The sequence below is a fragment of the Streptomyces sp. NPDC058279 genome, from assembly GCF_042881255.1.
In the GTDB taxonomy this organism is placed as follows: Bacteria; Actinomycetota; Actinomycetes; order Streptomycetales; family Streptomycetaceae; genus Streptomyces.
Genome location: NZ_JBHVYA010000001.1, coordinates 807,204 through 825,784, shown reverse-complemented (window position 1 = coordinate 825,784; position 18,581 = coordinate 807,204). Strand labels below are relative to the sequence as shown.

Sequence of the window (18,581 nt, the reverse complement as noted above, 5' to 3'; positions counted from 1 at the left end):
TCTTCCCGCGGGTGCCGGAAAGGCGAAGCCGATGACGTACGCAGCCGTCAGCGCATTGAGCCACGCCGGGCTGCTGCGCGAGCACAACGAGGACAGCCTGGTCATCGGGCCGTGGACGCTGTGCGCCACCGAGACCCGCAACCCGCAGCTGTTGGTGTTCCCTCTCGGCTCGCCGCTGGTCGTCGCGGTCGCCGACGGCATCGGCGGACAGGCGGCCGGCGAGGTCGCCAGCGCGCTCGTCGTGCGGCGGCTCGCGGAGCTCGGGCCGTCGCTGGACGGCGAGGACGCCCTGCGGGAGGCCCTGGAGCTGTGCAACCGCGCGGTCTACGACGCCGCCGAACGGGAGCCGGAGCTGACCGGCATGGGCACCACCGTCGCCGGTACCGTCGTCCTGCCGGAGTCCGTGCTGACCTTCAACGTCGGCGACAGCAGGGTGCTCGACGCCTCCGACGGGGCGCTGCGCCAGGTGAGCGTCGACGACAGCCCGCCGCTCCCCCCGGGCCGCCGCACGACCTCCCTCATCACCCAGGCACTCGGCGGCGCCCGCGCCTTCCACGCCGTCACCCCGCACGTCCGCACCTCCCCGCTCGCCGTCGGCAGCCGGTACCTGATCTGCACGGACGGTCTCACCGACCCGGTGCCCGAAGACGTCCTAGACGCGCTGCTGCGCGAGCACGACGACGGCCGCGCCGCCTTCGAGCTGTGGAAGGCCGCCATCGACGCGGGCGGACCGGACAACATCACCCTGGCCCTGGTGCGCATCGGCGAGGCGTGACACGCCCTGGTAGTCGCGCCCTGGTCCGTTGGCGTCCAGGGGCCGACTCCACCGCCGGTTCGGTGTGCCAATGGCCCAGTACTGCGGGCCCGGCTTGAGCCAGTGGGCCTCCGGATGGTTATCTGTGTCGTATCCATGTACTGACGGCGCCACGCGGCGCCGGACGGCAACGAGGCCGCTCCGGACCGTGGCGCCTTCGCCGTGCCCATACGCCGCCCACCACCCCCGGGCGGACACCGGCCCGGCGCGCACCATCGCGAGGGGGGCGGCACACCGCCGTGAAGAGGATGTTCGTGGCTCCGGACCCGGGGCTGATGAGACTCAGGAACTCGCTGCGCGCCGTCGTCGGCGTGGGGCTTGCCGTCGCCGCCGCCCAGGTCGTGGGTCTCTCCCTGACCGCCTCCATCACCGGGGGGCTGGCCGCCCTGCTGGCGCTCTTCACCGTGCTCGACGCGAGCGTGCGCGCCCAGCGGGTGACCACCGCCCTGCTGCCCGTCGCCGGCTTCCCGGTGCTCGCCCTGGCCACCGCCCTGCACGGCCTGCCGCTCGCCCGCGACCTCGCCTTCCTCGCCGTCGTCTTCGCCGGTGTCTACGCACGCCGCTGGGGGCCGCGCGGCCACGCCCTCGGCGTCTTCGCGTTCATGAACTTCTTCATCACGCAGTTCCTGCACGCGGTGCCCGCGCAGCTGCCGGAACTGTTCGCCGCCGTCGGGCTGGCCCTGCTCGCGGCAGGCGCCGCCCGGTTCGTGCTCTGGCCCATCGAGCGCCGCACCCCACCCCCCGCCGCCCCGCCCGGCCTGCCCGGCACCGGGCTGGCCCGACCCACCACCCGGCAGGCGTTCCAGGCCACGGCTGCCTGCGCGTTCGCGCTCGGCATCGGGCAGGCGCTCTCCGAGGACCGCTGGTACTGGGCCGTGGGCACCGCATGGTGGATCTTCGTGAACACCGCCTCGCGGGGCGAGACCCTCGTCCGCGGCTTCCGCCGGGTCGTGGGCACCGTCACCGGGATCGCCGCCGGACTGCTGGTCGCCGTACCGCTGCACGGCGCGCCGGCGCCGACCGCCGCGCTGGTCGCCGTATGCGTCTTCGGGATCTTCTACACCGCCGCGCCGTCGTACTCGTGGATGATGTTCTTCGTCACCGTGATGGCCGGTCTGCTCTACGGTCTCCTCGGCGTGCTGCATCCCGGCCTGCTCCTGCTGCGCTTCCAGGAGACCGCCATCGGCGCCCTGGGCGCCGCCCTCGCGGTGGTGCTGGTACTGCCGGTGACCACGCACGCCGCCAACGACGCCTGGATCCAGCGCGCCCTGCACTGCGTGCGGGCCTCCACGGCGGCCTCCCTCGACCGCCTCGCCGGCCACCCCGACGCGGACCCGGCCCCGCACGCCGCCGAACTCGAACTGCTCCTGGGCCGCGTCCGGATGGCGCTCGGGCCCCTGGTGCACCCGCTGAGCCCGCTGCGCGCCCGCAAGGCCCGCGCGCGGCAGGTCCTGGAGCTGCTCGACGCGTGTGCCCGCGAGGTACGGGGCCTGGTGGCGGTCGCCGCCGACCCGCAGGCATCGCACGACGCCCGGCTCGCCGCCGCGTGTTGGCGGGTCGAGGCCGCGGTGGAGGCGCTGACCGCCCCGCGGGACGGCGTCCACCCCGCGGTTTCGGCCATGGAGTCCCGGCCCGATCCGGCCGAACCCGTCCTCGCGCACCTGCACGGTCTGGAGCACGCGCTCGTGGCGCTGCACGTCCCGCTGCGGACCCACCCGCGGGCTCCGCTCGTGGTCAGCGCCTGATCGCCGGCCACTACGGGTGCCGAACAGGCGGGCATGTTACGGCACCTGAGGACGGCTTCCCCGGCCGTTCCGCGTAGATCACCCGGAGGAGTGTTCCGGCCGTCGTCCCCCCGCGCCGCTGACCTGCCCCGTGTACAACGGGTGAGGTTCACCGCACATTCATTCGGCATGTCCAGGGTGGATCTGAACGGACAGGGGGTAACGGCCCGGAATGGAAATTCCTGAACAGCGCTCGGGCACCGCTCAGGTGTGGGAGGCCGCCGAGGAGTTCATCCGGCTCTTCCACCACGAGAACCCCGAAGCCGGGGATCCGAACGCCCGACTGGCCGCCGTGCGCGCCGAACTCGCCGGGACCGGAACCTACCGCCACACCCCGACCGAGCTCGTCCACGGTGCCCGGGTGGCCTGGCGCAACAGCAACCGCTGCATAGGCAGGCTCTACTGGAACTCGCTGCGGGTGCGCGACCGCCGCGAACTCGCCGACGCCGACGCCATCGCCGAGGAGTGCTTCGCGCACCTGAGGGAGGCCACCAACGGCGGCCGGGTGCGGCCCACCATCACGGTCTTCGCCCCCGACGCCCCCGACCGCCCCGGTCCGCTCATCTGGAGCGAGCAGCTCGTCCGCTACGCCGGGTACGGCGACCACCCCTCCATAACCGTCGGCGACGCCCGCAACGCCCCGCTGACCGGGGCCCTGCTCGACCTCGGCTGGTCGGGCGGTCCCGGCACCCCCTTCGACCTCCTGCCGCTCGTCGTCCAGGGCGTCGACGACAAGCCCCGCTGGTTCGACACCCCGGCCGATGCCGTGCTGGAAGTTCCGATCCGCCACCCCGACGGACCCGACCACTGGGACGACTGGGGACTGCGCTGGCACGCCGTCCCCGCCATCTCCAACATGTGCCTGGAGATCGGCGGCATCCACTACCCGGCCGCGCCGTTCAACGGCTGGTACATGGGCACCGAGATCGGCGCCCGCAACCTCGCCGACACCGACCGCTACAACCTCCTCCCCGCCGTTGCCCGCAGGATGGGCCTCGACACCTCCAGCGACCGCTTGCTCTGGAAGGACCGGGCGCTGGTGGAGCTGAACCGAGCGGTCCTGCACTCCTTCGACGGGGCCGGGGTGAGCATCTCCGACCACCACACCGAGTCCCGTCGGTTCCTCTCGCACCTGGAGCGCGAAGAGCGCAAGGGCCGCCAAGTGGGCGCCGACTGGTCCTGGATCGTCCCGCCGATCTCCGGGGCGGCGACCCCGGTCTTCCACCGCACGTACGAGGACCGGCCGAGCGCCACCGCGTACGTCCACCACGCCGGGGCCCACGAACGGGCCAAGGGACGGGACTTGGTCTAGACCTTCTGTTACCGTCGTTTTCGACCGGATCCGGGACGGCGGAATGAGGCACCTGTGGATGGCGCGCGCAGCACGGAGCAGGGCGGCGGACACCGGGCCTACATCGGCTCGTTCACCTCGGGGGGCGGCCGCGGCATCACCACCGCGGCCGTGGATCCGGCCACCGGGGCGCTGACGCCCCTGGCGGTCACCGAGACGGCCGAAAACCCTTCCTGCCTCACCCTCGACCGGGACACCGGCGTGTTGTACGCGGTGAGCGAGGCCGAGGACGGTGGGGTCGCCGCCTACCGCACCGGGGCCGACGGGCTGACCGCCCACGGGCCGCTCGTCCCCGTCGGCGCCTCGGGGCCCACCCACCTCAGCCTGGCGGGGCGGCGACTGCTGACCGCCAACTACACCTCGGGCAGCGTCAGCAGCCTTCCGCTCGACCCGGAAGGCATCCCCTCCGGGCCGCCGGCCGTCGTGGCCCACCAGGGCTCGGGACCCGACACCGAACGCCAGGAGGGGCCGCACGCCCACCACGTGACGCCCGACCCGAGCGGCCGCTGGGTGCTCAGCGTGGACCTCGGGACCGACTCCGTACGGGTCCGGGCCCTCGACGCGGCGGAAGGCGGGCCGCGCCTTCACCGGGAGACCGCGCTGCGGCCCGGCTCCGGCCCGCGCCACCTCGCCTTCCACCCGGACGGGGAGACGGTCTACGTCCTGCACGAGCTGGAGCCGCTGTTGACCGTCTGCCGCTGGGACGCGCGGGAGGGGCGGCTGGAACCGGCCGACGAGGTCGCGGTGCTCGCCGAGAAGGCCCCGGCGGACACCCGGCCCTACCCCTCGGTCGTCACCGTCTCGCCCGACGGGCGGTTCGTGTGGGCCGCCGTCCGGGGAGTCGACACCATCGCCGCCTTCTCCCTCGCCGACGGGCCCGCCAAGCCCCGGCTCACCGCGAGCGTGGGCTGCGGCGGCGTCTGGCCGCGCGACCTCGTCGTGGACCCCTCGGGACGCAGGCTGTACGTGGCCAACGAATGGTCCGGCGACGTCACCTGGTTCGACCTGGACGCGGCGACCGGCGAGCCGCGCCGGGCGGGCTCCATCGAGGTGCCGGCTGCCGCCAGCGTGGTCTTCGGGCCGTAGGGATGTCCGCCCGGCCGTGACGCACGAGGGCCCGCGCACCGGTGATCACCGGTGCGCGGGCCCTCGTGCGTGTGCCGGGCAGGGATCAGTGGGCGGAGGCGCCCAGGGTGATCCCGAGGGCCGCGCTGTACTGGGCGACGGCCAGCTTGCCGAGCGCGGGGTAGGCGCCGAGCACCTCGGCGGTGGCGCAGTCGGCCTCCTTGCACGCGGTGTCCAGCAGCCCCTCGGCCGCCTCCGGGCCGATCAGGTAAGGCGCCAGGGCGAGCTGCGTGGAGCCCTCGGTGCGCAGCTGCTCGGCGATCGCGGCCACCGAGCCCTCCTGGTCCAGCGCGGCGGCCTTCACCGGCACCGCGAGGCGCGCGGCCAGCAGCATGCCGGTGATCCCGGCGGCCTGGACGGCCTCCTCGCCGCCGGTGGTGGCCAGGATGATGCCGTCGGCGGCCGTGGTGACGGTGAACAGCCTGGCCCGGTCGGCGCGCGCCAGCCCCGCCTCGGAGAGCCGCACGTGCAGGCCCTCGGCGAGCAGCGGGTGCGGACCGAGGACGTCGGCCAGTTCGGCGGCGGCCGAGGAGTCCATCAGCGCCTGGCGGACACGGCGCAGCAGGTCGCTGTCCGGGCCGACGAGCAGCGGCACGACCACGGCGTCCGGGCCGGTCGGCGCGGGCACCTCGTGGCCGGCGGCGCGGGCGAACTCCGCGCGCGCGGCGCGCTCCCGCGCGACGGCGGTGAGCACACCGGCCAGGGAGGGGAACTCGGAGCCTTCGGAGTCGTCACCCTCCAGGTAACCGATCCGGCCGTCCAGGCCGGGCAGCTCGGAGCGGCCGATGCTCAGGATCTCTTCCGCGAGCCCGCGCGAGGCGGCCGAGGCGGCACCGGGCACGGCGAGCACCAGCGCGGGCGCGCCCTCGGGCGCCACCGCGGGCTCGGGGCGGCGGTGCCGTCCGGCAGGGCGGGGTCGCGGCATTCGTACGGGCAGGCCATTTGCGGGCCCAGTGGGGGAGCTCATGGCGCCGCATGCTACTGGTTTATCGGAACCGGTTGTTCAAGCAGGGTCATTTCCGGCGGCTTCTGTCCGTATTTATCCGCTGAATGTGAGACACGGTCGACTGTAATGGCCATGTATCGTCCATACCTCGGCCGGAACCGCTCAACCCGCCGTCGGCAGCCGCCAGTCCACCGGGGCCGCGCCCTGCCGTACCAGCAGGTCGTTCACCTTGCTGAACGGCCGCGAGCCGAAGAACCCGTTGGCGGCCGACATGGGGGAGGGGTGCACGGACTCCACCGCCGGCAGTTCGCCCAACAGCGGCCGCACGTTGCGGGCGTCCCGCCCCCACAGCACCGACACCAGCGGCTTGCCGCGCGCGGCCAGCGCGCGGATCGCCTGCTCGGTGACCGCCTCCCAGCCCTTGCCGCGGTGGCCGCCGGTCTTGCGGGGGGCGGTGGTGAGCGCGCGGTTGAGGAGCAGGACGCCCTGACGGGTCCACGGGGTCAGGTCGCCGTTCGCCGGACGGGCCACGCCGAGGTCCGCGTTCAGCTCGCGGAAGATGTTGTCCAGGCTCGGCGGCCACGGGCTGACGTCGGGCGCGACGGAGAAGGACAGGCCCATGGCGTGTCCCGGCGTCGGATAGGGGTCCTGCCCGACGATCAGCACCTTGACCTCGTCGAAGGGCTGCTGGAAGGCGCGCAGCACGTTCGATCCGGCCGGCAGGTAGGTTCTGCCCGCCGCGATCTCGGCGCGCAGGAAGTCGCCCATCGCGGCGACCTGCGCCGCCACCGGCTCCAGAGCGCGGGCCCAGCCCGGCTCGACGATCTCGTTCAACGGTCGCGCTGCCACGGGCAGTCACTCTACTGGCCCATCCGCATTCCTATCGACGCAGGACCGCCGCCCGCACGCACAGCACGTCCGGCAGGTGCTCCGCCAGCAACTGCCAACTGTCCCCGTCGTCATGACTCGCGTACAGCTCGCCGTTGCGGTTGCCGAAGTAGATCCCCGCCGGATCCGCGTCGTCCGTGCAGAGCGCGTCCCGCAGCACCGTCCCGTAGTGGTCCTCGGCCGGCAGGCCCTGCGACAGCGGTTCCCAGTTCGCCCCCGCGTCCCGGGTGCGGAAGACCCGGCAGCGGTGCTCCGCCGGGACCCGGTCGGAGTCGGCGTTGAGCGGGAAGACGTAGGCGGTGTCGGGTCGGTGCGGGTGGGCGGCCACCGCGAAGCCGAAGTCGGACGGCAGCCCGGCGCCGATGTCGGTCCAGCCGGCGCCCGCGTCGTCGCTGCGGTACACCCCCCAGTGGTTCTGCAGGTACAGCCGGTCCGGGTCGGCGGCGTCCCGGGCGATCTTGTGGACGCACTGCCCGAACTCCGGCCGCGGGTCGGGCAGGAACACGGCGGAGACCCCGTCGTTGGACGGCGTCCAGCTCGCTCCGCCGTCCGTCGTCCGGAAGACGCCGGCGGTCGAGACGGCCACCGTGACCGCGTCCGGGTCGGCCGGGTGGGTGATCACCGTGTGCAGACCCTCACCGCCGCCGCCCGGCACCCAGCGGGAGCGGGTGGGGTGTTCCCACAGGGCGCGCACCAGCTCGAAGGACTCGCCGCGGTCGGTCGAGCGGAACAGCGCCGCCGGTTCCGTCCCGGCGTAGACCACGTCCGGGGCCTCGGGCCCCGCCGGCTGGAGCTGCCAGACCCGCTCCAGCGAGGCGCCGGTGTCCTGCGGGAACCTCACGGCGGCGGTGCTCGGCTCGCGCCAGCCGGCGCCGAGATCGTCGGAGGTGAAGACGGACGGCCCCCAGTGCGCGCTGTCGCCGCCCACCAGCAGTCGCGGTGTGGAGCCCCGTACGTCGATGGCGACGGCGGACACCGCCTGGGCGTTGAAATGGGGCCCCTCGAACTTCCAGGGGTCGGCGTCGGCGCGCCGGCCGATGAAGAGCCCCTTGCGGGTACCCACGAGCAGTAGCACGTCGGACATGGCCGACACCTCCGGACGTTCCGTCCTGCACGGCAGCTTTCGGCCAGTGTGCACCCGCCCGCTGACAGCGGCCCGGAGCGGCGCCTCCCCGGCGATGTCGCGGCTGCCGGAGGACTCGACCGCCCGGTAGTACGAGGGGTTTCGTAGTACGAGAGCTTTCGTAGTACGGTGATCCTCGTACTTGCCGCCGGTCGCCCCGGCGCGCGTCCCCCGGTCACCCCTGGAGAGCCTGATGAGTGCCGCCCCGGCCGACTTCGCCGCCCTGTTCCAGCCCTACACCGTGCGCTCGGTGACCATCCCGAACCGCGTGTGGATGGCCCCGATGTGCCAGTACAGCGCCGAGCCCACCGGCCCCCGCGCGGGCGTGGTCAACGAGTGGCACGTCGCCCACTACGCGGCCCGCGCCGTCGGCGGCACCGGCCTGATCATCCAGGAGGCCACCGCCGTCTCCCCGGAGGGTCGGATCACCCCGTACGACCTCGGCCTCTGGAACGACGCCCAGACCGAGGCGCTGCGGCCCGTCACCGCCTTCGTCAAGGCGCAGGGCGCGGTCCCGGGCATCCAGATCGCGCACAGCGGGCGCAAGGGCTCCACCGAGCGCCCCTGGAAGGGCGGTCGACCGGTCGGCGCCGAGGCACACGGCTGGCAGCCGCTGGCCCCGAGCCCGGTGCCGTTCGACGAAGGCGACCCCCTGCCGCACGAGTTGACGATCGAGGAGATCCGCGCGATCGTGCGCCAGTTCGCCGACTCGGCCCGGCGCGCCCTGGCGGCCGGCTACGAACTCCTGGAGATCCACGGTGCCCACGGCTACCTGATCGGCGAATTCCTCTCCCCGCACAGCAACCGGCGGACCGACGCGTACGGCGGCTCCTTCGAGAACCGCACCCGCCTCGCGCTCGACGTCGTGGACGCCGTGCGCGAGGTGTGGCCCGAGGAACTGCCGCTGTTCTTCCGGATCTCCGCCACCGACTGGCTGGAGGAGGGCGGTTGGACCGCCGACGACACCGTCCGGCTGGCCGGACTCCTCCGAGCACACGGCGTGGACCTGCTCGACGTCTCCACCGGCGGCCTCGCCCCGCGCGTGAGCATCCCGGTCGGACCCGGATACCAGGTGCCCTTCGCGGCCCGGGTCAAGCGCGAAACCGGTCTGCCGGCGGCGGCGGTGGGGCTGATCACCGAGCCCGCGCAGGCGGAGAAGATCGTGGCCAACGGCGAGGCGGACGCGGTCCTGCTCGGCCGTGAACTGCTCCGTGACCCGTACTGGGCCCGGCGCGCCGCCGTCGAGCTGGGCGTGGCACCCCGCACGCCCTCCCCGTACCACCGGGCCTGGTGAACCGGGGGCGGCGCCCGACCGCCGACGGCCCGGCCCCGTCCGTGTCCTACGATGGTTCTCGTACCTCGGAGGAACGCCCCGCGCCGCCGGGCCGACCGACCGGATCAGTGAGCGAGCGAGTGGAGGATCAGATGCCGGAACCGGCCGCCGCCACTCGCCCGCTCGCCCATCCCGAGACCGCGGAGATCCGGCTGGAGGGCGTCCTGCACGCCCTGTCCGACCCCGTCCGGCTGTCCATCGTCCGCGAACTGGCCGCGGCCACCGAGGGACTGGCCTGCTCCTTCTTCGTGCTCCCGGTCACCAAGTCCACGACCACCCACCACTTCCGCGTCCTGCGCGAGGCCGGCGTCGTCCGACAGACCTACCGCGGCACCACCAAACTCAACGACCTGCGCCGCGCGGACCTGGAATCCCTCTTCCCCGGTCTCCTCGACACCGTCCTCACGGCGGCCACCGCGGAAGCGGTCCGGCTGACCGGCGCGCCCGCCTGACCGGCCCGTACGCCTATCGGGTGGCCCGCCCGAGCGGTCCGTACGCCCGAGCGCTACGTCCCCGCCGCGCCCAGCAGGCCGGCCCAGTCCGGGATCTTGACCGAGCGGCGCCCCAGCGAGCGGCCCAGATCAGCCTCCGCCGTCTCGATGGCCAGCCAGCCCGGCCACCGCACCGGCCGAAGTCCCGCCGCGCGCATCGCGTCCAGGGGGTCCGGCCCCGGCTCGCGGCGGGCCAGTACGCCCGCGTCCTGGAGCAGGGAGGACGCCGTCTCCTTGGCGCACGGGCGATTGGTGCCGATCACCCCGGTCGGGCCCCGCTTGATCCAGCCCGCGACGTACTCGCCGACCGAGGCCCGGCCCTCGCGCAGCACCCGGCCCGCCGCGTGCGGGACGGTGCCCGTCGTCGGGTCGAAGGGCAGCCCGGGCAGCGGCACGCCCCGGTAGCCCACCGAGCGCAGCACCAGCCGCGCCTCGATGTCCTCGTACCCGCCCGTGCCGCGCACCCCGCCCCGGCCGTCGGGGGCGGTCCGCTCGAACCGCACCGCGCCGGCCCGCCCGTCGGGGCCGGCCAGCACTTCCACCGGCCGCAGGTAGAACCGCAGCCTGATGTCCCGGTCCGCCCCGGCCGGGACCGCCGTGACCCAGGCGCGCAGCACCTCCAGGTTGCGCCGGGCCACCGCGGGCAGCGCCGCCGCCGTCCCCGGGTCCTCGTACGCGGGGTCGAGCGCCAGCTCGGCGGGGTCCACCCGGACCCCCACGCCCGGCAGCGTGCCCAGCTCCCGGAGTTCCTTGGTCGTGAACTTGCCCTGTGAGGGCCCCCGCCGGGCCACCATCGACACCGCGCGCACCCCGCTGGCCGCGAGGGCGCCCAGTGCGGCCTGCGGCATGTCGGTCGGTGCGAGCTCGGGCACGCCGCGGGCCAGGATCCGGGTCACGTCGACCGCGACGTTGCCGGCGCCGATCACCACCGCCGACGCCACGCCGGAGAGGTCGAAGGCCGAGTCCGCCGCGTCGGGGTGCCCGCTGTACCAGGAGACGAAGGCCGTCGCGGAGTGGACGCCGGGCAACTCCTCGCCGGGGATGCCCAGATGCCGGTCCTGGGCGGCGCCGACGCAGTACACCACCGCGTGGTACATCTCGCGCAGCCGCTCCGTCGGCAGGGCCGGACCGCCCACCTCCACGTTGCCGAGGAAGCGGATCCGTTCGTCCTCCAGCACGGAGCGCAGACTTCCGGTCAACGACTTGATCTTCTCGTGGTCGGGTGCCACCCCGTACCGCACGAGCCCGTACGGAGCCGGCAGCCGGTCCAGTACGTCCACCCGGACGCCCGGCACCTCGCGTTGCTGGACCAGGGTCTGCGCGACGTAGACCCCGCTGGGGCCCGAACCGACGACGGCGACACGAAGCACGGCGGAGCTCCTCCCGCAGGTGCTTCCCAGCATGACACCGGGTGCCGTACCCGTCAGCCCGTCGCGCGCATCCGGTGGACACCGGCGCGCCGGTCGGCCGCCGGGCGCCCGCACATGCGCCGCGCCTCATACCTGCGCCTCACCGGTTCAGCGGAGGAAAGGTTCCGCCGGGCGGTCCCCCGGCCGGCGGGACGCCGAGCTCCCAGTCCAGCCCGTACCGCTGGAACAACTCCGCCCGCAGCCGCGCCGAGGGCATCGGCGCCCCCGGCAACAGCACCGCCACCACGGAACCCATCAGCAGCGCCCGCAGGAGGGGGTAGTCGGTGTCCACGTCCGCCGAGCCGTACCGGACGACCGTGTCCCGCAGCAGCTCCGCGAGCCGCTGCTGCTCCGCGCACCGGACGAAACCGTCGGCCTGGAGGATGCCCGCCATGTGGGTGCGCATCAGCCGGGGCCGGTCCACGGCGAGCCCCAGGATCGCGTCGATGGCGCGGGCCATGCGCTCGCGGCCGTCGTCGGTGCGGGGCGGCCGCTCCAGGGCCGCCTCCAGGGTCTGGTGCATCAACCGGTGGACGGCGGATTGGAGCAACTGGCGTTTGCCCGGGAAGTAATACGAGACGAGGCCCCGGGCGGCGCCGGCCCGGTCGGCGATGTCGCCGAGGGTGGTGGCCTCGTAGCCGCGTTCGCCGACCAGCTCCACCGTCGCCTGGAGCAGCCGCTCCCGGGAACGTCTCCGCAATTCTTCATTGACCGATGCGCTGCGCGGGACCATGCTTACTCCTGCGTTGACTGGCTCCGAGCCAATATACTCAGCGCGCGGTCTGCTGTTCTGGGCGACGCGGGGGATCGCCCAGAACGGCCGGTCCGGGCAGCGGGTCCGGGCCGGCGGTCCGGGCCGGGCGGCCGCTCAGCCCTGCCCGAAGCCGGGCAGCTCGAAGTGGGCGCCGACGCCCGCACCGTCCACATGGACGACCTGCCGGCCGACGCGGACCGTCTGACTTCCACCCGCGCGCCAGGAACCCTGGGTGCCCTCGGCCCCGCCGAGGGGCGTCCACACCTCCAGGAACGTGCTCCCGTCGGTGTTCGTGCCGGTCTCGACCAGGCCGTCGCCCTCCGGCCGCAGGGCTCCGACGTCCTCCCCGGGGGAGCCGACCTCGTGGTGGAAGGTGACCTGCCGGCCGTCGTAGGAGGTGGTCCCGGCGAAGCCGCGGCTGTCGGCGTAGCAGACCCCGCTCTGGAGCCACACGACGTGCTCGTCCTCGCGCAGCGGTCCGCCGTCTCGGCTGATTCCGGCGCGCAGCCAGGCGCCGGGGGTGGGTGCGTCCATCCCCCCAGCCTGCCGGCCGGCACTACGCGAGCGCGCTCAGGCCCGGGACGAGCGCCACCGCCAGCGGGAGGGCGGGGATCAGGGTCGCCAGCGCCGTCAGTCGCAGCCGCCGGGCGGGGGACAGCCGTGGGGTGGCCGACAGCAGCCGCCGCACCCGCTGGGGCACGTGCGCCTCGGGGGCGGCGCCCAGGCCGAACACCCCGCGGTCCTCGTTGAGACCGACCAGGGCCAGCGCGACGGTGAGCCGCCCGAACCGCCGCGAGGCCACGTCGTCGGCGGCGAGTTCCACCAGGCGGTGCATCTCCGCCTCGAACGCCGCGAACACCGGTACCTGCGGGAAGCCCCCGGCCAGCGCCCGTGAGCAGTGCAGCAGCCAGTCGTGGCGGGCCGCGACGTGCCCCTGCTCGTGCGCCAGCACGGCGTCGAGTTGGCTGCCCTTCAACCGGCCCAGCGCGGCCGTCGTGACCACCAGCTGCGGGACCGTACCCGGCTGCCACCACGCCTCGGGCCGCGGCCCCTCCAGGACGACGAGCCGCGCGGCCTGCGGGTCCTCTCCGGGCAACAGCGGGGCCCGCTCCAGCAGTTCGGCCCCGCGGACGCGCCGCCGGGCGCGTGCCCGCAGCACCTCACGGGTCAGCATCGCGCCGGTCCACAGACCCCCGCCCGCCAGTACCAGCGCGGTGGCCGCGGCCCACACCCCGCCCGCCGCCCCCAGCGCGTAGGCGTCGACCACCCCGCGCGGCGCGACGGCGAAGAGCCGCCCGCGTACCGCCTGCCAGGCCGCCGCCGCGCTCAGCAGCATCGACAGCGCCAGGCACAGCAGCACCGCGCCCACCACGCACTGCCACGCCCACAGCGCCACGACCGGCTCACGTTCGGGCCACTCGGCCCGAGCCAGCAGGCGGGGGGCGAACACCGCGGTCAGTGCGCCGAGCAGCAGGAGAACGGCGGGGACCATCATGGCCGCCACCCTATGAGTGGGGCACTACCTGCGGGTACGGTCCGCGCCATTGGTGACGCAGGACACGTTTCGCCGTCGCTCACATGCTCAGAAGCATCGCCAACATCCCGATTCCCATGGTCAGTCGGCAGGCCCGGGTCAGCTCGCCCGGCGCGTCCGCGGCCGGCCCCCCACCCACCGCGACCGGCTGCGCCCCGCCGGCCGCCACCAGCCGGGCCCCGCCCAGCAGGACGTACGCCGCGAAGTACACGAGCAGGGCGCCCGTCACCAGGGGCAGCCCCGCGCCCGGTCCGTGGCCGGATCCGGGCCCGTGCGAGTGGCCGGCGCCCGCCGACAGCCCGAGGTAGGCGAGGTAGGCCATGGCCAGCGAACCGACCGCGTGGTGCGCGTGGTGGCCGTGGCGCGGGCCGCCGCGCAGCAACCACAGCGCGTGCGCGGCGGCCGCGCAGAAGACCCCCAGCAAGATCGCGGGCCCCCACGGTCCGATGCCGGACGGCGTGGCCATCACCGCCATCCCGAATCCCATCAGGGCCTCGCCCATCGCCGGGCCGCGCGCCGCCCGGTCCGCTCTGCGCGCCCGCAGCAGGCAGTACGTACCGCTGGTCGCGCAGAGTGCCACGAGCAGCCAGCCGGAGACGGCTGAGGCGGCGGAGGGCAGCGCGGATCCGTGCACGGCGGAACCTCCCGGTTCGTCGGCGTCAGGGGAAGAGATGCCCCTGCGGACGGGCCCGCACGCCGCCCCGGGATAGGCTCTGTCTGCCGTACCCGGCATGTCATATGCCGATCAGATGAACGGAGTCGTCGATGTCGACCGCACACCCCGCCGCCCCGAGCTACCGGCCCGCCGTCGAGACGGACGTACCGGAGCTGGTGGCGCTCGTCGAGTCGGCCTACCGCGGTGACGCCAGCCGGGCCGGCTGGACCACGGAAGCGGACTACCTGGACGGCCAACGCACCGACCCGGAGGGCGTCCGCCAGATCATCGGAGCCGCCGACGGCATGCTGCTCGTCGTCGAACGGGCCGGCGAACTCGTCGCCTGCTGCCAGCTCGAACACCGGGGCGACCACGCCTACTTCGGCATGTTCGCCGTACGCCCCGGGCTCCAGGGCGGCGGCCTCGGCAAGGAGGTCCTGGCCGAGGCCGAGCGACGCGCCCGCGAGGAATGGGGCGCCAAGGAGATGCGGATGACGGTGGTCAACGTACGGGAGGAACTCATCGCCTACTACGAACGCCGCGGCTACCGGCGCACCGGCGAGCTGAGCCCCTTCCCGTACGGCGACGAGCGCTTCGGCATCCCGCTCCGCACCGACCTGGCCTTCGAGCTGCTGGTCAAGTCGCTGTAGCGGAACCGGGCCGGCCGCCTCAGGCCGTGAAGCGGCCGGTGCTGCGGATCTCGGGGAAGCCGGTGAGCGCGCCGTCCAGTCCCAGGGCCCGCGCCAGCCGCAGGTGGTCCAGGGAGTCGACCGTCCAGCCGGTCACCCGCAACCCCGCCGTGTGCGCCGCCTCCACCGTCTCCAGCGTGGTCCGACGCAGCCTCAGGGCGAGCGTCCGGGCGTGGGCGGCGAGCGCCCGGTCCACGATGTCGGCCCCGTGCGGGTCCGCGTAGAGGGTGGTGCGCAGGCCCGGCACCCGCCGGGCCACCCCGGCCAGGACCGCGTCCTGGTACGAGGCCACTTCGATGCGGGAGCTCAGGTCCCGGCGCAGGACCAGTTCCGCGAGCACCCCGGCGGCGGCCTCGTCGTGGACCGACACCTGGAGCGGGGTGCGCACCGCTTCGAGCACCTCCTCCAGGACCGGCACGCGTTCGCCGTCGCCGGCGTCCAGCTCGCGCAGTTCCGCCAGGGTCAGTTCGGCGACGGCGCCCACGCCGTCGGTCGTGCGGTCGACCGCGCCGTCGTGGAGGACGACGAGCGCGCCGTCCTTGCTCAGGCGGACGTCCAGCGCGATGACGTCCATGCCGCAGCGTTCCGCGCGGACGAAGGACCGCAGGGTGTTCTCCGGTTCGACACCCATGACCCCGCGGTGACCGATGGTGAGGAAAGTCAAGGTTCTCTCGCTTCCGTCGACGGCGGCTGCCGCGCGGTCCCGGTGTCCCGACCGGCCGCGCGCGGTGAGGACGCATGCTAGTGCGCGGCGCCCGCGAGGGGACCGCCCGTGCGCCGTCCCGCAGGGGCCGCCCGGCCGCTTCCCGCCAGGGTCGGGCGCCCGGTCGCGGCGCGGCGCCGTCACCCGCGGGTGGGCGCGTCCCGTAGGCGTTGACGCGCGGAGTCTTGCTTCTTCAGCTTATGACTACTAGTCATATGCCTATTCGAAGCACATCCTGACTCGGGACGCGCCCGGCGCGGCCCTGCCGGAGGCATCGTGAAGTTTTCCGTGATCTTCGAAGCACAGTTGGCCGACCCGACGGTGGAACAGGAGCACCAGGTCATCCGCGACTGCGTGGAACAGGCCGTGCTCGCCGAGCGGGTGGGATTCGACCGGATCTGGGCCGTCGAGCACCACGCGCTCAAGTGGTACGCACACATGTCCAGCCCGGAGATCTTCCTGACCTGGGTCGCGGCCCGGACCAGCACCATCCGCATCGGCCACGGCGTCGTCTGCATGCCCTTCCGCTTCAACCACCCGGTCCGTGTCGCCGAGCGGGCCGCGATGCTCGACCTGCTCTCCGGCGGACGGCTCGACCTGGGCGCCGGACGCGGCGGCACCACCCAGGAGACCTCGCTGTTCGGGGTGGACAAGGACAACACCACCGCCGAGGTCGAGGAGGCGCTGCGGATCATCGGGCGGGCCTGGCAGGCGGAGGAGCTGGAGTACCACGGCGAGCTGCTGGACATCGGCCCGCACCCGATCCTGCCCCGCCCGGCCCAGACCCCCCACCCGCCGCTGTTCCTGGCGTGCAGCCGGGCCGAGACGCTGGAGCAGGCCGCCGAGCTGGGCGTGGGCGCGCTGGTGATGGGTTTCGCCGGGCCCGAGTCGATCGCGGGCATGCGGGCCGCGTACGACGCCGCGATCGCCCGGCGGGACGGGAAGCGCTTCGTGTCGAGCGCGGTGAACGACCACTTCTCGGTGCTCTGCCCGACCATCGTGCTCGACGACCCCCGGGAGGCCCGCCGCATCGGCATCCGAGGCCAGCGGTTCTTCGCCCAGTCCATCGGCCACTGGTACGGCGGGGCGGGCGTGCCCGACGAGGCCGTGGTGGCGGGCGCCGACGAGGCGGCGGGGATGCGCGAGGCGGCCGAACAGGTGGTGGCCCGCCTCCACGAACTGGAGATCCCGGTGCGGCCCACGTCGACGGCCACCTTCAACGCCGATCACGCCTACGGGAGCGCGCGGGAGGCCATCGCGTACGTCGAACGGCTCCGTGCGGCCGGGGCCGACGAGGTGATGTGCCTCATACAGATGGGCACGGTGCCCCAGGAAGCGTGTCTGGAGACCCTGCGGCAGTGGGGGGACACCGTGATCCCGCACTTCCGCAACGCGGCGGCGGGCAAGGACGGATGAGCGACCGGGACGACCGTATCCGCAGCAGAGGACGGGAAGAATTCCCGTGGAGTGGGGGGTAGCGCAGGATATTTTCCCGAGTCTCCTCTTGAACAGGAGAGCCTCGCCCGCTTACGCTGCTCGGACGTGAGGTTCTCCTGTGGAGGAAGTGACATGACGGAAACTCTTGTGCCGGGCACCGGTGGCGCCGTGATAACCGCCGGGACGCGGGTGGTCGACCACCCGGCGTGGCCCGAGCTCAAGGCCGCCGTGGAGGAGATCCGCCCCTGGCAGGCCGCGGACGGCTCCATCGACCTCGACGCGGAGGGCGCCCCCGGACGGGCCGACGTCGCCGCCGCCGTCGAGCGGGTGATCGCGGGTGTCGAAGCCCTGTCGCCGCTGCTCCCGCACGCCGCCGCCTACCACCGGGCCCTCGTCGCGGACCTGCGCAAGTGGGCCGAGGCCGGTTTCCCCGTGCCGGACTTCCTGGACTCCCTGCTGGCCTTCCACCCGGCCGCCGAGCGCGCCGACGGCCTCCAGCACCTGGTGATCTTCCCGATGTACACGCAGAACGGGAACCCGCACCGCAACCTCGAGGCCGTCGTCCTGAAGATGGTCTGGCCCGAGTGGCTCTCCGAGCTGGAGCGCACCCGGTACGACAACCCGCTGTTCCTCGGCATCACCTTCGAGGACTTCACCCCGGGCTACGACACCCACTCCGCCGTGCTCTTCCCGGAGACCATCGCCGTCCGCCAGGCCCCCGAGCGGTTCACCTGGGGTGGCATCTTCTGCGACCGCGAGGCCGCCCGCTACCGCAAGGTCACCGCGGCCGCCGTCGACATCCTGGGCGTCGAGCTGCCCGAGGACATCGCCCGGATGGTCGAGGACCAGGAGCGCTGCGAGAAGGCGTTCGTCCTGTGGGACATGGTCCACGACCGCACCCACAGCCACGGCGACCTGCCGTTCGACCCCTTCATGATCAAGCAGCGCCAGCCGTTCTGGATGTACGGCCTGGAAGAGCTGCGCTGCGACCTCACCGCCTTCAAGGAGGCCGTGAAGCTGGAGTCCGAGGGCAACGAGCACGGTCGTGACGTGCAGTACGCCGTCCTCTTCGACCGCATGTTCCGCTTCCCGGTCTCCGGTGACCGCAACCGGAACTACGACGGGCTCGGCGGCCAGCTGCTCTTCGCCTACCTGCACAAGCACGACGTGGTGCGCTGGACGGACAACACGCTCAAGATCGACTGGATGCGCGCCCCGCAGGTCACCAACCAGCTCTGCGCCGAGATCGAGGACCTCTACCGGGCCGGCATCGACCGCCCGAAGCTCGTCCACTGGTTCAAGGCGTACGAGCTCGTCTCCACCTACCTGGCCCCGCACCCGGGCTCCAAGTGGGCCAAGGGCCCCGACGCCCTCGACCTGACGCTGCCGCCGCGCAAGCTCGTGGACGACGTGCTTCCGGACGAGTTTCCGCTGAGCATGTTCTACGAGGCGCTCGCCAAGAAGCTCAAGGGAGTGATCGCCTCCACGAAGGGCATCACTGCTGTGAACGCTGACGACGCGCAGCGAGTGGCCGCGTGACCACTC

Annotated in this window: 18 protein-coding genes; 9 read left to right on the top strand and 9 right to left on the bottom strand. The window is 73.5% G+C overall.

The window, feature by feature from the left end; translation table 11 throughout:
* Positions 1–31 precede the first annotated feature (31 nt).
* The 4 genes from ACFVXJ_RS03970 (at position 32) to ACFVXJ_RS03955 (ending at position 5,035) form a co-directional block, all read left to right on the top strand.
* The gene (locus tag ACFVXJ_RS03970; protein WP_389658133.1) at positions 32–775 is read left to right on the top strand and encodes a PP2C family protein-serine/threonine phosphatase; all 744 of its coding nucleotides are present in this window, start codon (positions 32–34) and stop codon (positions 773–775) included.
* A 287-nt stretch (positions 776–1,062) separates the two neighbouring features.
* Complete coding sequence (locus ACFVXJ_RS03965; RefSeq protein WP_389658619.1) at positions 1,063–2,559, top strand: FUSC family protein; 1,497 nt, start codon at positions 1,063–1,065, stop codon at positions 2,557–2,559.
* 211 nt (positions 2,560–2,770) lie between these two features.
* Entirely contained in the window at positions 2,771–3,910 is a 1,140-nt protein-coding gene (locus ACFVXJ_RS03960) for a nitric oxide synthase oxygenase (protein WP_389658130.1), read from the top strand.
* Between the two features lie 54 nt (positions 3,911–3,964).
* A complete protein-coding gene (locus ACFVXJ_RS03955) occupies positions 3,965–5,035 on the top strand; it encodes a lactonase family protein (RefSeq protein ID WP_389658127.1) in 1,071 nt (356 codons plus the stop codon).
* Between the two features lie 85 nt (positions 5,036–5,120).
* On the opposite strand, the gene ACFVXJ_RS03950 is transcribed toward ACFVXJ_RS03955, so the two are convergent.
* The 3 genes from ACFVXJ_RS03950 to ACFVXJ_RS03940 form a co-directional block, all read right to left on the bottom strand.
* A complete protein-coding gene (locus ACFVXJ_RS03950) occupies positions 5,121–6,041 on the bottom strand; it encodes a sirohydrochlorin chelatase (protein WP_389658124.1) in 921 nt (306 codons plus the stop codon).
* A gap of 141 nt (positions 6,042–6,182) precedes the next feature.
* Complete coding sequence (locus tag ACFVXJ_RS03945) at positions 6,183–6,869, bottom strand: uracil-DNA glycosylase (RefSeq protein ID WP_389658121.1); 687 nt, start codon at positions 6,867–6,869, stop codon at positions 6,183–6,185.
* 31 nt (positions 6,870–6,900) lie between these two features.
* A complete protein-coding gene (locus ACFVXJ_RS03940; RefSeq protein ID WP_389658118.1) occupies positions 6,901–7,992 on the bottom strand; it encodes a WD40/YVTN/BNR-like repeat-containing protein in 1,092 nt (363 codons plus the stop codon).
* 232 nt (positions 7,993–8,224) lie between these two features.
* Here ACFVXJ_RS03940 and ACFVXJ_RS03935 point away from each other — a divergent pair, with 232 nt between their 5' ends.
* A complete protein-coding gene (locus ACFVXJ_RS03935) occupies positions 8,225–9,325 on the top strand; it encodes an NADH:flavin oxidoreductase/NADH oxidase (RefSeq protein ID WP_389658115.1) in 1,101 nt (366 codons plus the stop codon).
* Between the two features lie 131 nt (positions 9,326–9,456).
* Positions 9,457–9,816, top strand: coding sequence for an ArsR/SmtB family transcription factor (locus tag ACFVXJ_RS03930; RefSeq protein ID WP_389658112.1), 360 nt, complete (start codon positions 9,457–9,459; stop codon positions 9,814–9,816).
* Positions 9,817–9,869: 53 nt separating this feature from the next.
* Here ACFVXJ_RS03930 and ACFVXJ_RS03925 read toward each other — a convergent pair whose 3' ends face one another.
* The 5 genes from ACFVXJ_RS03925 to ACFVXJ_RS03905 all read right to left on the bottom strand — a co-directional run bounded on the left by ACFVXJ_RS03925 (position 9,870) and on the right by ACFVXJ_RS03905 (position 14,186).
* Positions 9,870–11,225, bottom strand: a complete 1,356-nt coding sequence (locus ACFVXJ_RS03925) for an FAD-dependent oxidoreductase (protein WP_389658109.1) — start codon at positions 11,223–11,225, stop codon at positions 9,870–9,872.
* Positions 11,226–11,364: 139 nt separating this feature from the next.
* Positions 11,365–11,997 carry a TetR/AcrR family transcriptional regulator gene (locus ACFVXJ_RS03920; RefSeq protein ID WP_389658106.1) on the bottom strand — a complete coding sequence of 211 codons (633 nt, stop codon included), beginning with the start codon at positions 11,995–11,997 and terminating at the stop codon, positions 11,365–11,367.
* A gap of 135 nt (positions 11,998–12,132) precedes the next feature.
* On the bottom strand, positions 12,133–12,552 hold the full coding sequence (locus ACFVXJ_RS03915; protein ID WP_389658103.1) for a hypothetical protein: 420 nt from the start codon (positions 12,550–12,552) through the stop codon (positions 12,133–12,135).
* 22 nt (positions 12,553–12,574) lie between these two features.
* Positions 12,575–13,513, bottom strand: a complete 939-nt coding sequence (locus tag ACFVXJ_RS03910; RefSeq protein WP_389658100.1) for a M56 family metallopeptidase — start codon at positions 13,511–13,513, stop codon at positions 12,575–12,577.
* 79 nt (positions 13,514–13,592) lie between these two features.
* Positions 13,593–14,186, bottom strand: a complete 594-nt coding sequence (locus tag ACFVXJ_RS03905; RefSeq protein WP_389658097.1) for a DUF5134 domain-containing protein — start codon at positions 14,184–14,186, stop codon at positions 13,593–13,595.
* A 131-nt stretch (positions 14,187–14,317) separates the two neighbouring features.
* Here ACFVXJ_RS03905 and ACFVXJ_RS03900 point away from each other — a divergent pair, with 131 nt between their 5' ends.
* Positions 14,318–14,857 (top strand): GNAT family N-acetyltransferase, encoded by a 540-nt coding sequence (locus tag ACFVXJ_RS03900; protein WP_389658094.1) that lies wholly within the window; start codon positions 14,318–14,320, stop codon positions 14,855–14,857.
* Positions 14,858–14,876: 19 nt separating this feature from the next.
* Here the strand turns inward: ACFVXJ_RS03900 and ACFVXJ_RS03895 are convergent, their stop codons facing one another.
* Complete coding sequence (locus tag ACFVXJ_RS03895; protein WP_389658091.1) at positions 14,877–15,560, bottom strand: glycerophosphodiester phosphodiesterase; 684 nt, start codon at positions 15,558–15,560, stop codon at positions 14,877–14,879.
* 315 nt (positions 15,561–15,875) lie between these two features.
* On the opposite strand from ACFVXJ_RS03895, the gene ACFVXJ_RS03890 reads away from it, so the two are divergent.
* Both ACFVXJ_RS03890 and ACFVXJ_RS03885 read left to right on the top strand, forming a co-directional pair.
* Positions 15,876–17,015, top strand: coding sequence for an LLM class flavin-dependent oxidoreductase (locus ACFVXJ_RS03890; RefSeq protein ID WP_389658088.1), 1,140 nt, complete (start codon positions 15,876–15,878; stop codon positions 17,013–17,015).
* Between the two features lie 153 nt (positions 17,016–17,168).
* Positions 17,169–18,575, top strand: a complete 1,407-nt coding sequence (locus ACFVXJ_RS03885; protein ID WP_389658085.1) for a DUF6421 family protein — start codon at positions 17,169–17,171, stop codon at positions 18,573–18,575.
* The last annotated feature ends 6 nt before the right edge of the window (positions 18,576–18,581 follow it).

Coding starts and splice junctions, on each gene's coding strand:
- ACFVXJ_RS03970 (WP_389658133.1), top strand. CDS start 32: ATGACGTACGCAGCCGTCAGCGCATTGAGCCACGCCGGGCTGCTGCGC.
- ACFVXJ_RS03965 (WP_389658619.1), top strand. CDS start 1,063: ATGTTCGTGGCTCCGGACCCGGGGCTGATGAGACTCAGGAACTCGCTG.
- ACFVXJ_RS03960 (WP_389658130.1), top strand. CDS start 2,771: ATGGAAATTCCTGAACAGCGCTCGGGCACCGCTCAGGTGTGGGAGGCC.
- ACFVXJ_RS03950 (WP_389658124.1), bottom strand. CDS start 6,041: ATGAGCTCCCCCACTGGGCCCGCAAATGGCCTGCCCGTACGAATGCCG.
- ACFVXJ_RS03940 (WP_389658118.1), bottom strand. CDS start 7,992: ATGTCCGACGTGCTACTGCTCGTGGGTACCCGCAAGGGGCTCTTCATC.
- ACFVXJ_RS03935 (WP_389658115.1), top strand. CDS start 8,225: ATGAGTGCCGCCCCGGCCGACTTCGCCGCCCTGTTCCAGCCCTACACC.
- ACFVXJ_RS03930 (WP_389658112.1), top strand. CDS start 9,457: ATGCCGGAACCGGCCGCCGCCACTCGCCCGCTCGCCCATCCCGAGACC.
- ACFVXJ_RS03920 (WP_389658106.1), bottom strand. CDS start 11,997: ATGGTCCCGCGCAGCGCATCGGTCAATGAAGAATTGCGGAGACGTTCC.
- ACFVXJ_RS03915 (WP_389658103.1), bottom strand. CDS start 12,552: ATGGACGCACCCACCCCCGGCGCCTGGCTGCGCGCCGGAATCAGCCGA.
- ACFVXJ_RS03910 (WP_389658100.1), bottom strand. CDS start 13,513: ATGATGGTCCCCGCCGTTCTCCTGCTGCTCGGCGCACTGACCGCGGTG.
- ACFVXJ_RS03900 (WP_389658094.1), top strand. CDS start 14,318: ATGTCGACCGCACACCCCGCCGCCCCGAGCTACCGGCCCGCCGTCGAG.
- ACFVXJ_RS03885 (WP_389658085.1), top strand. CDS start 17,169: ATGACGGAAACTCTTGTGCCGGGCACCGGTGGCGCCGTGATAACCGCC.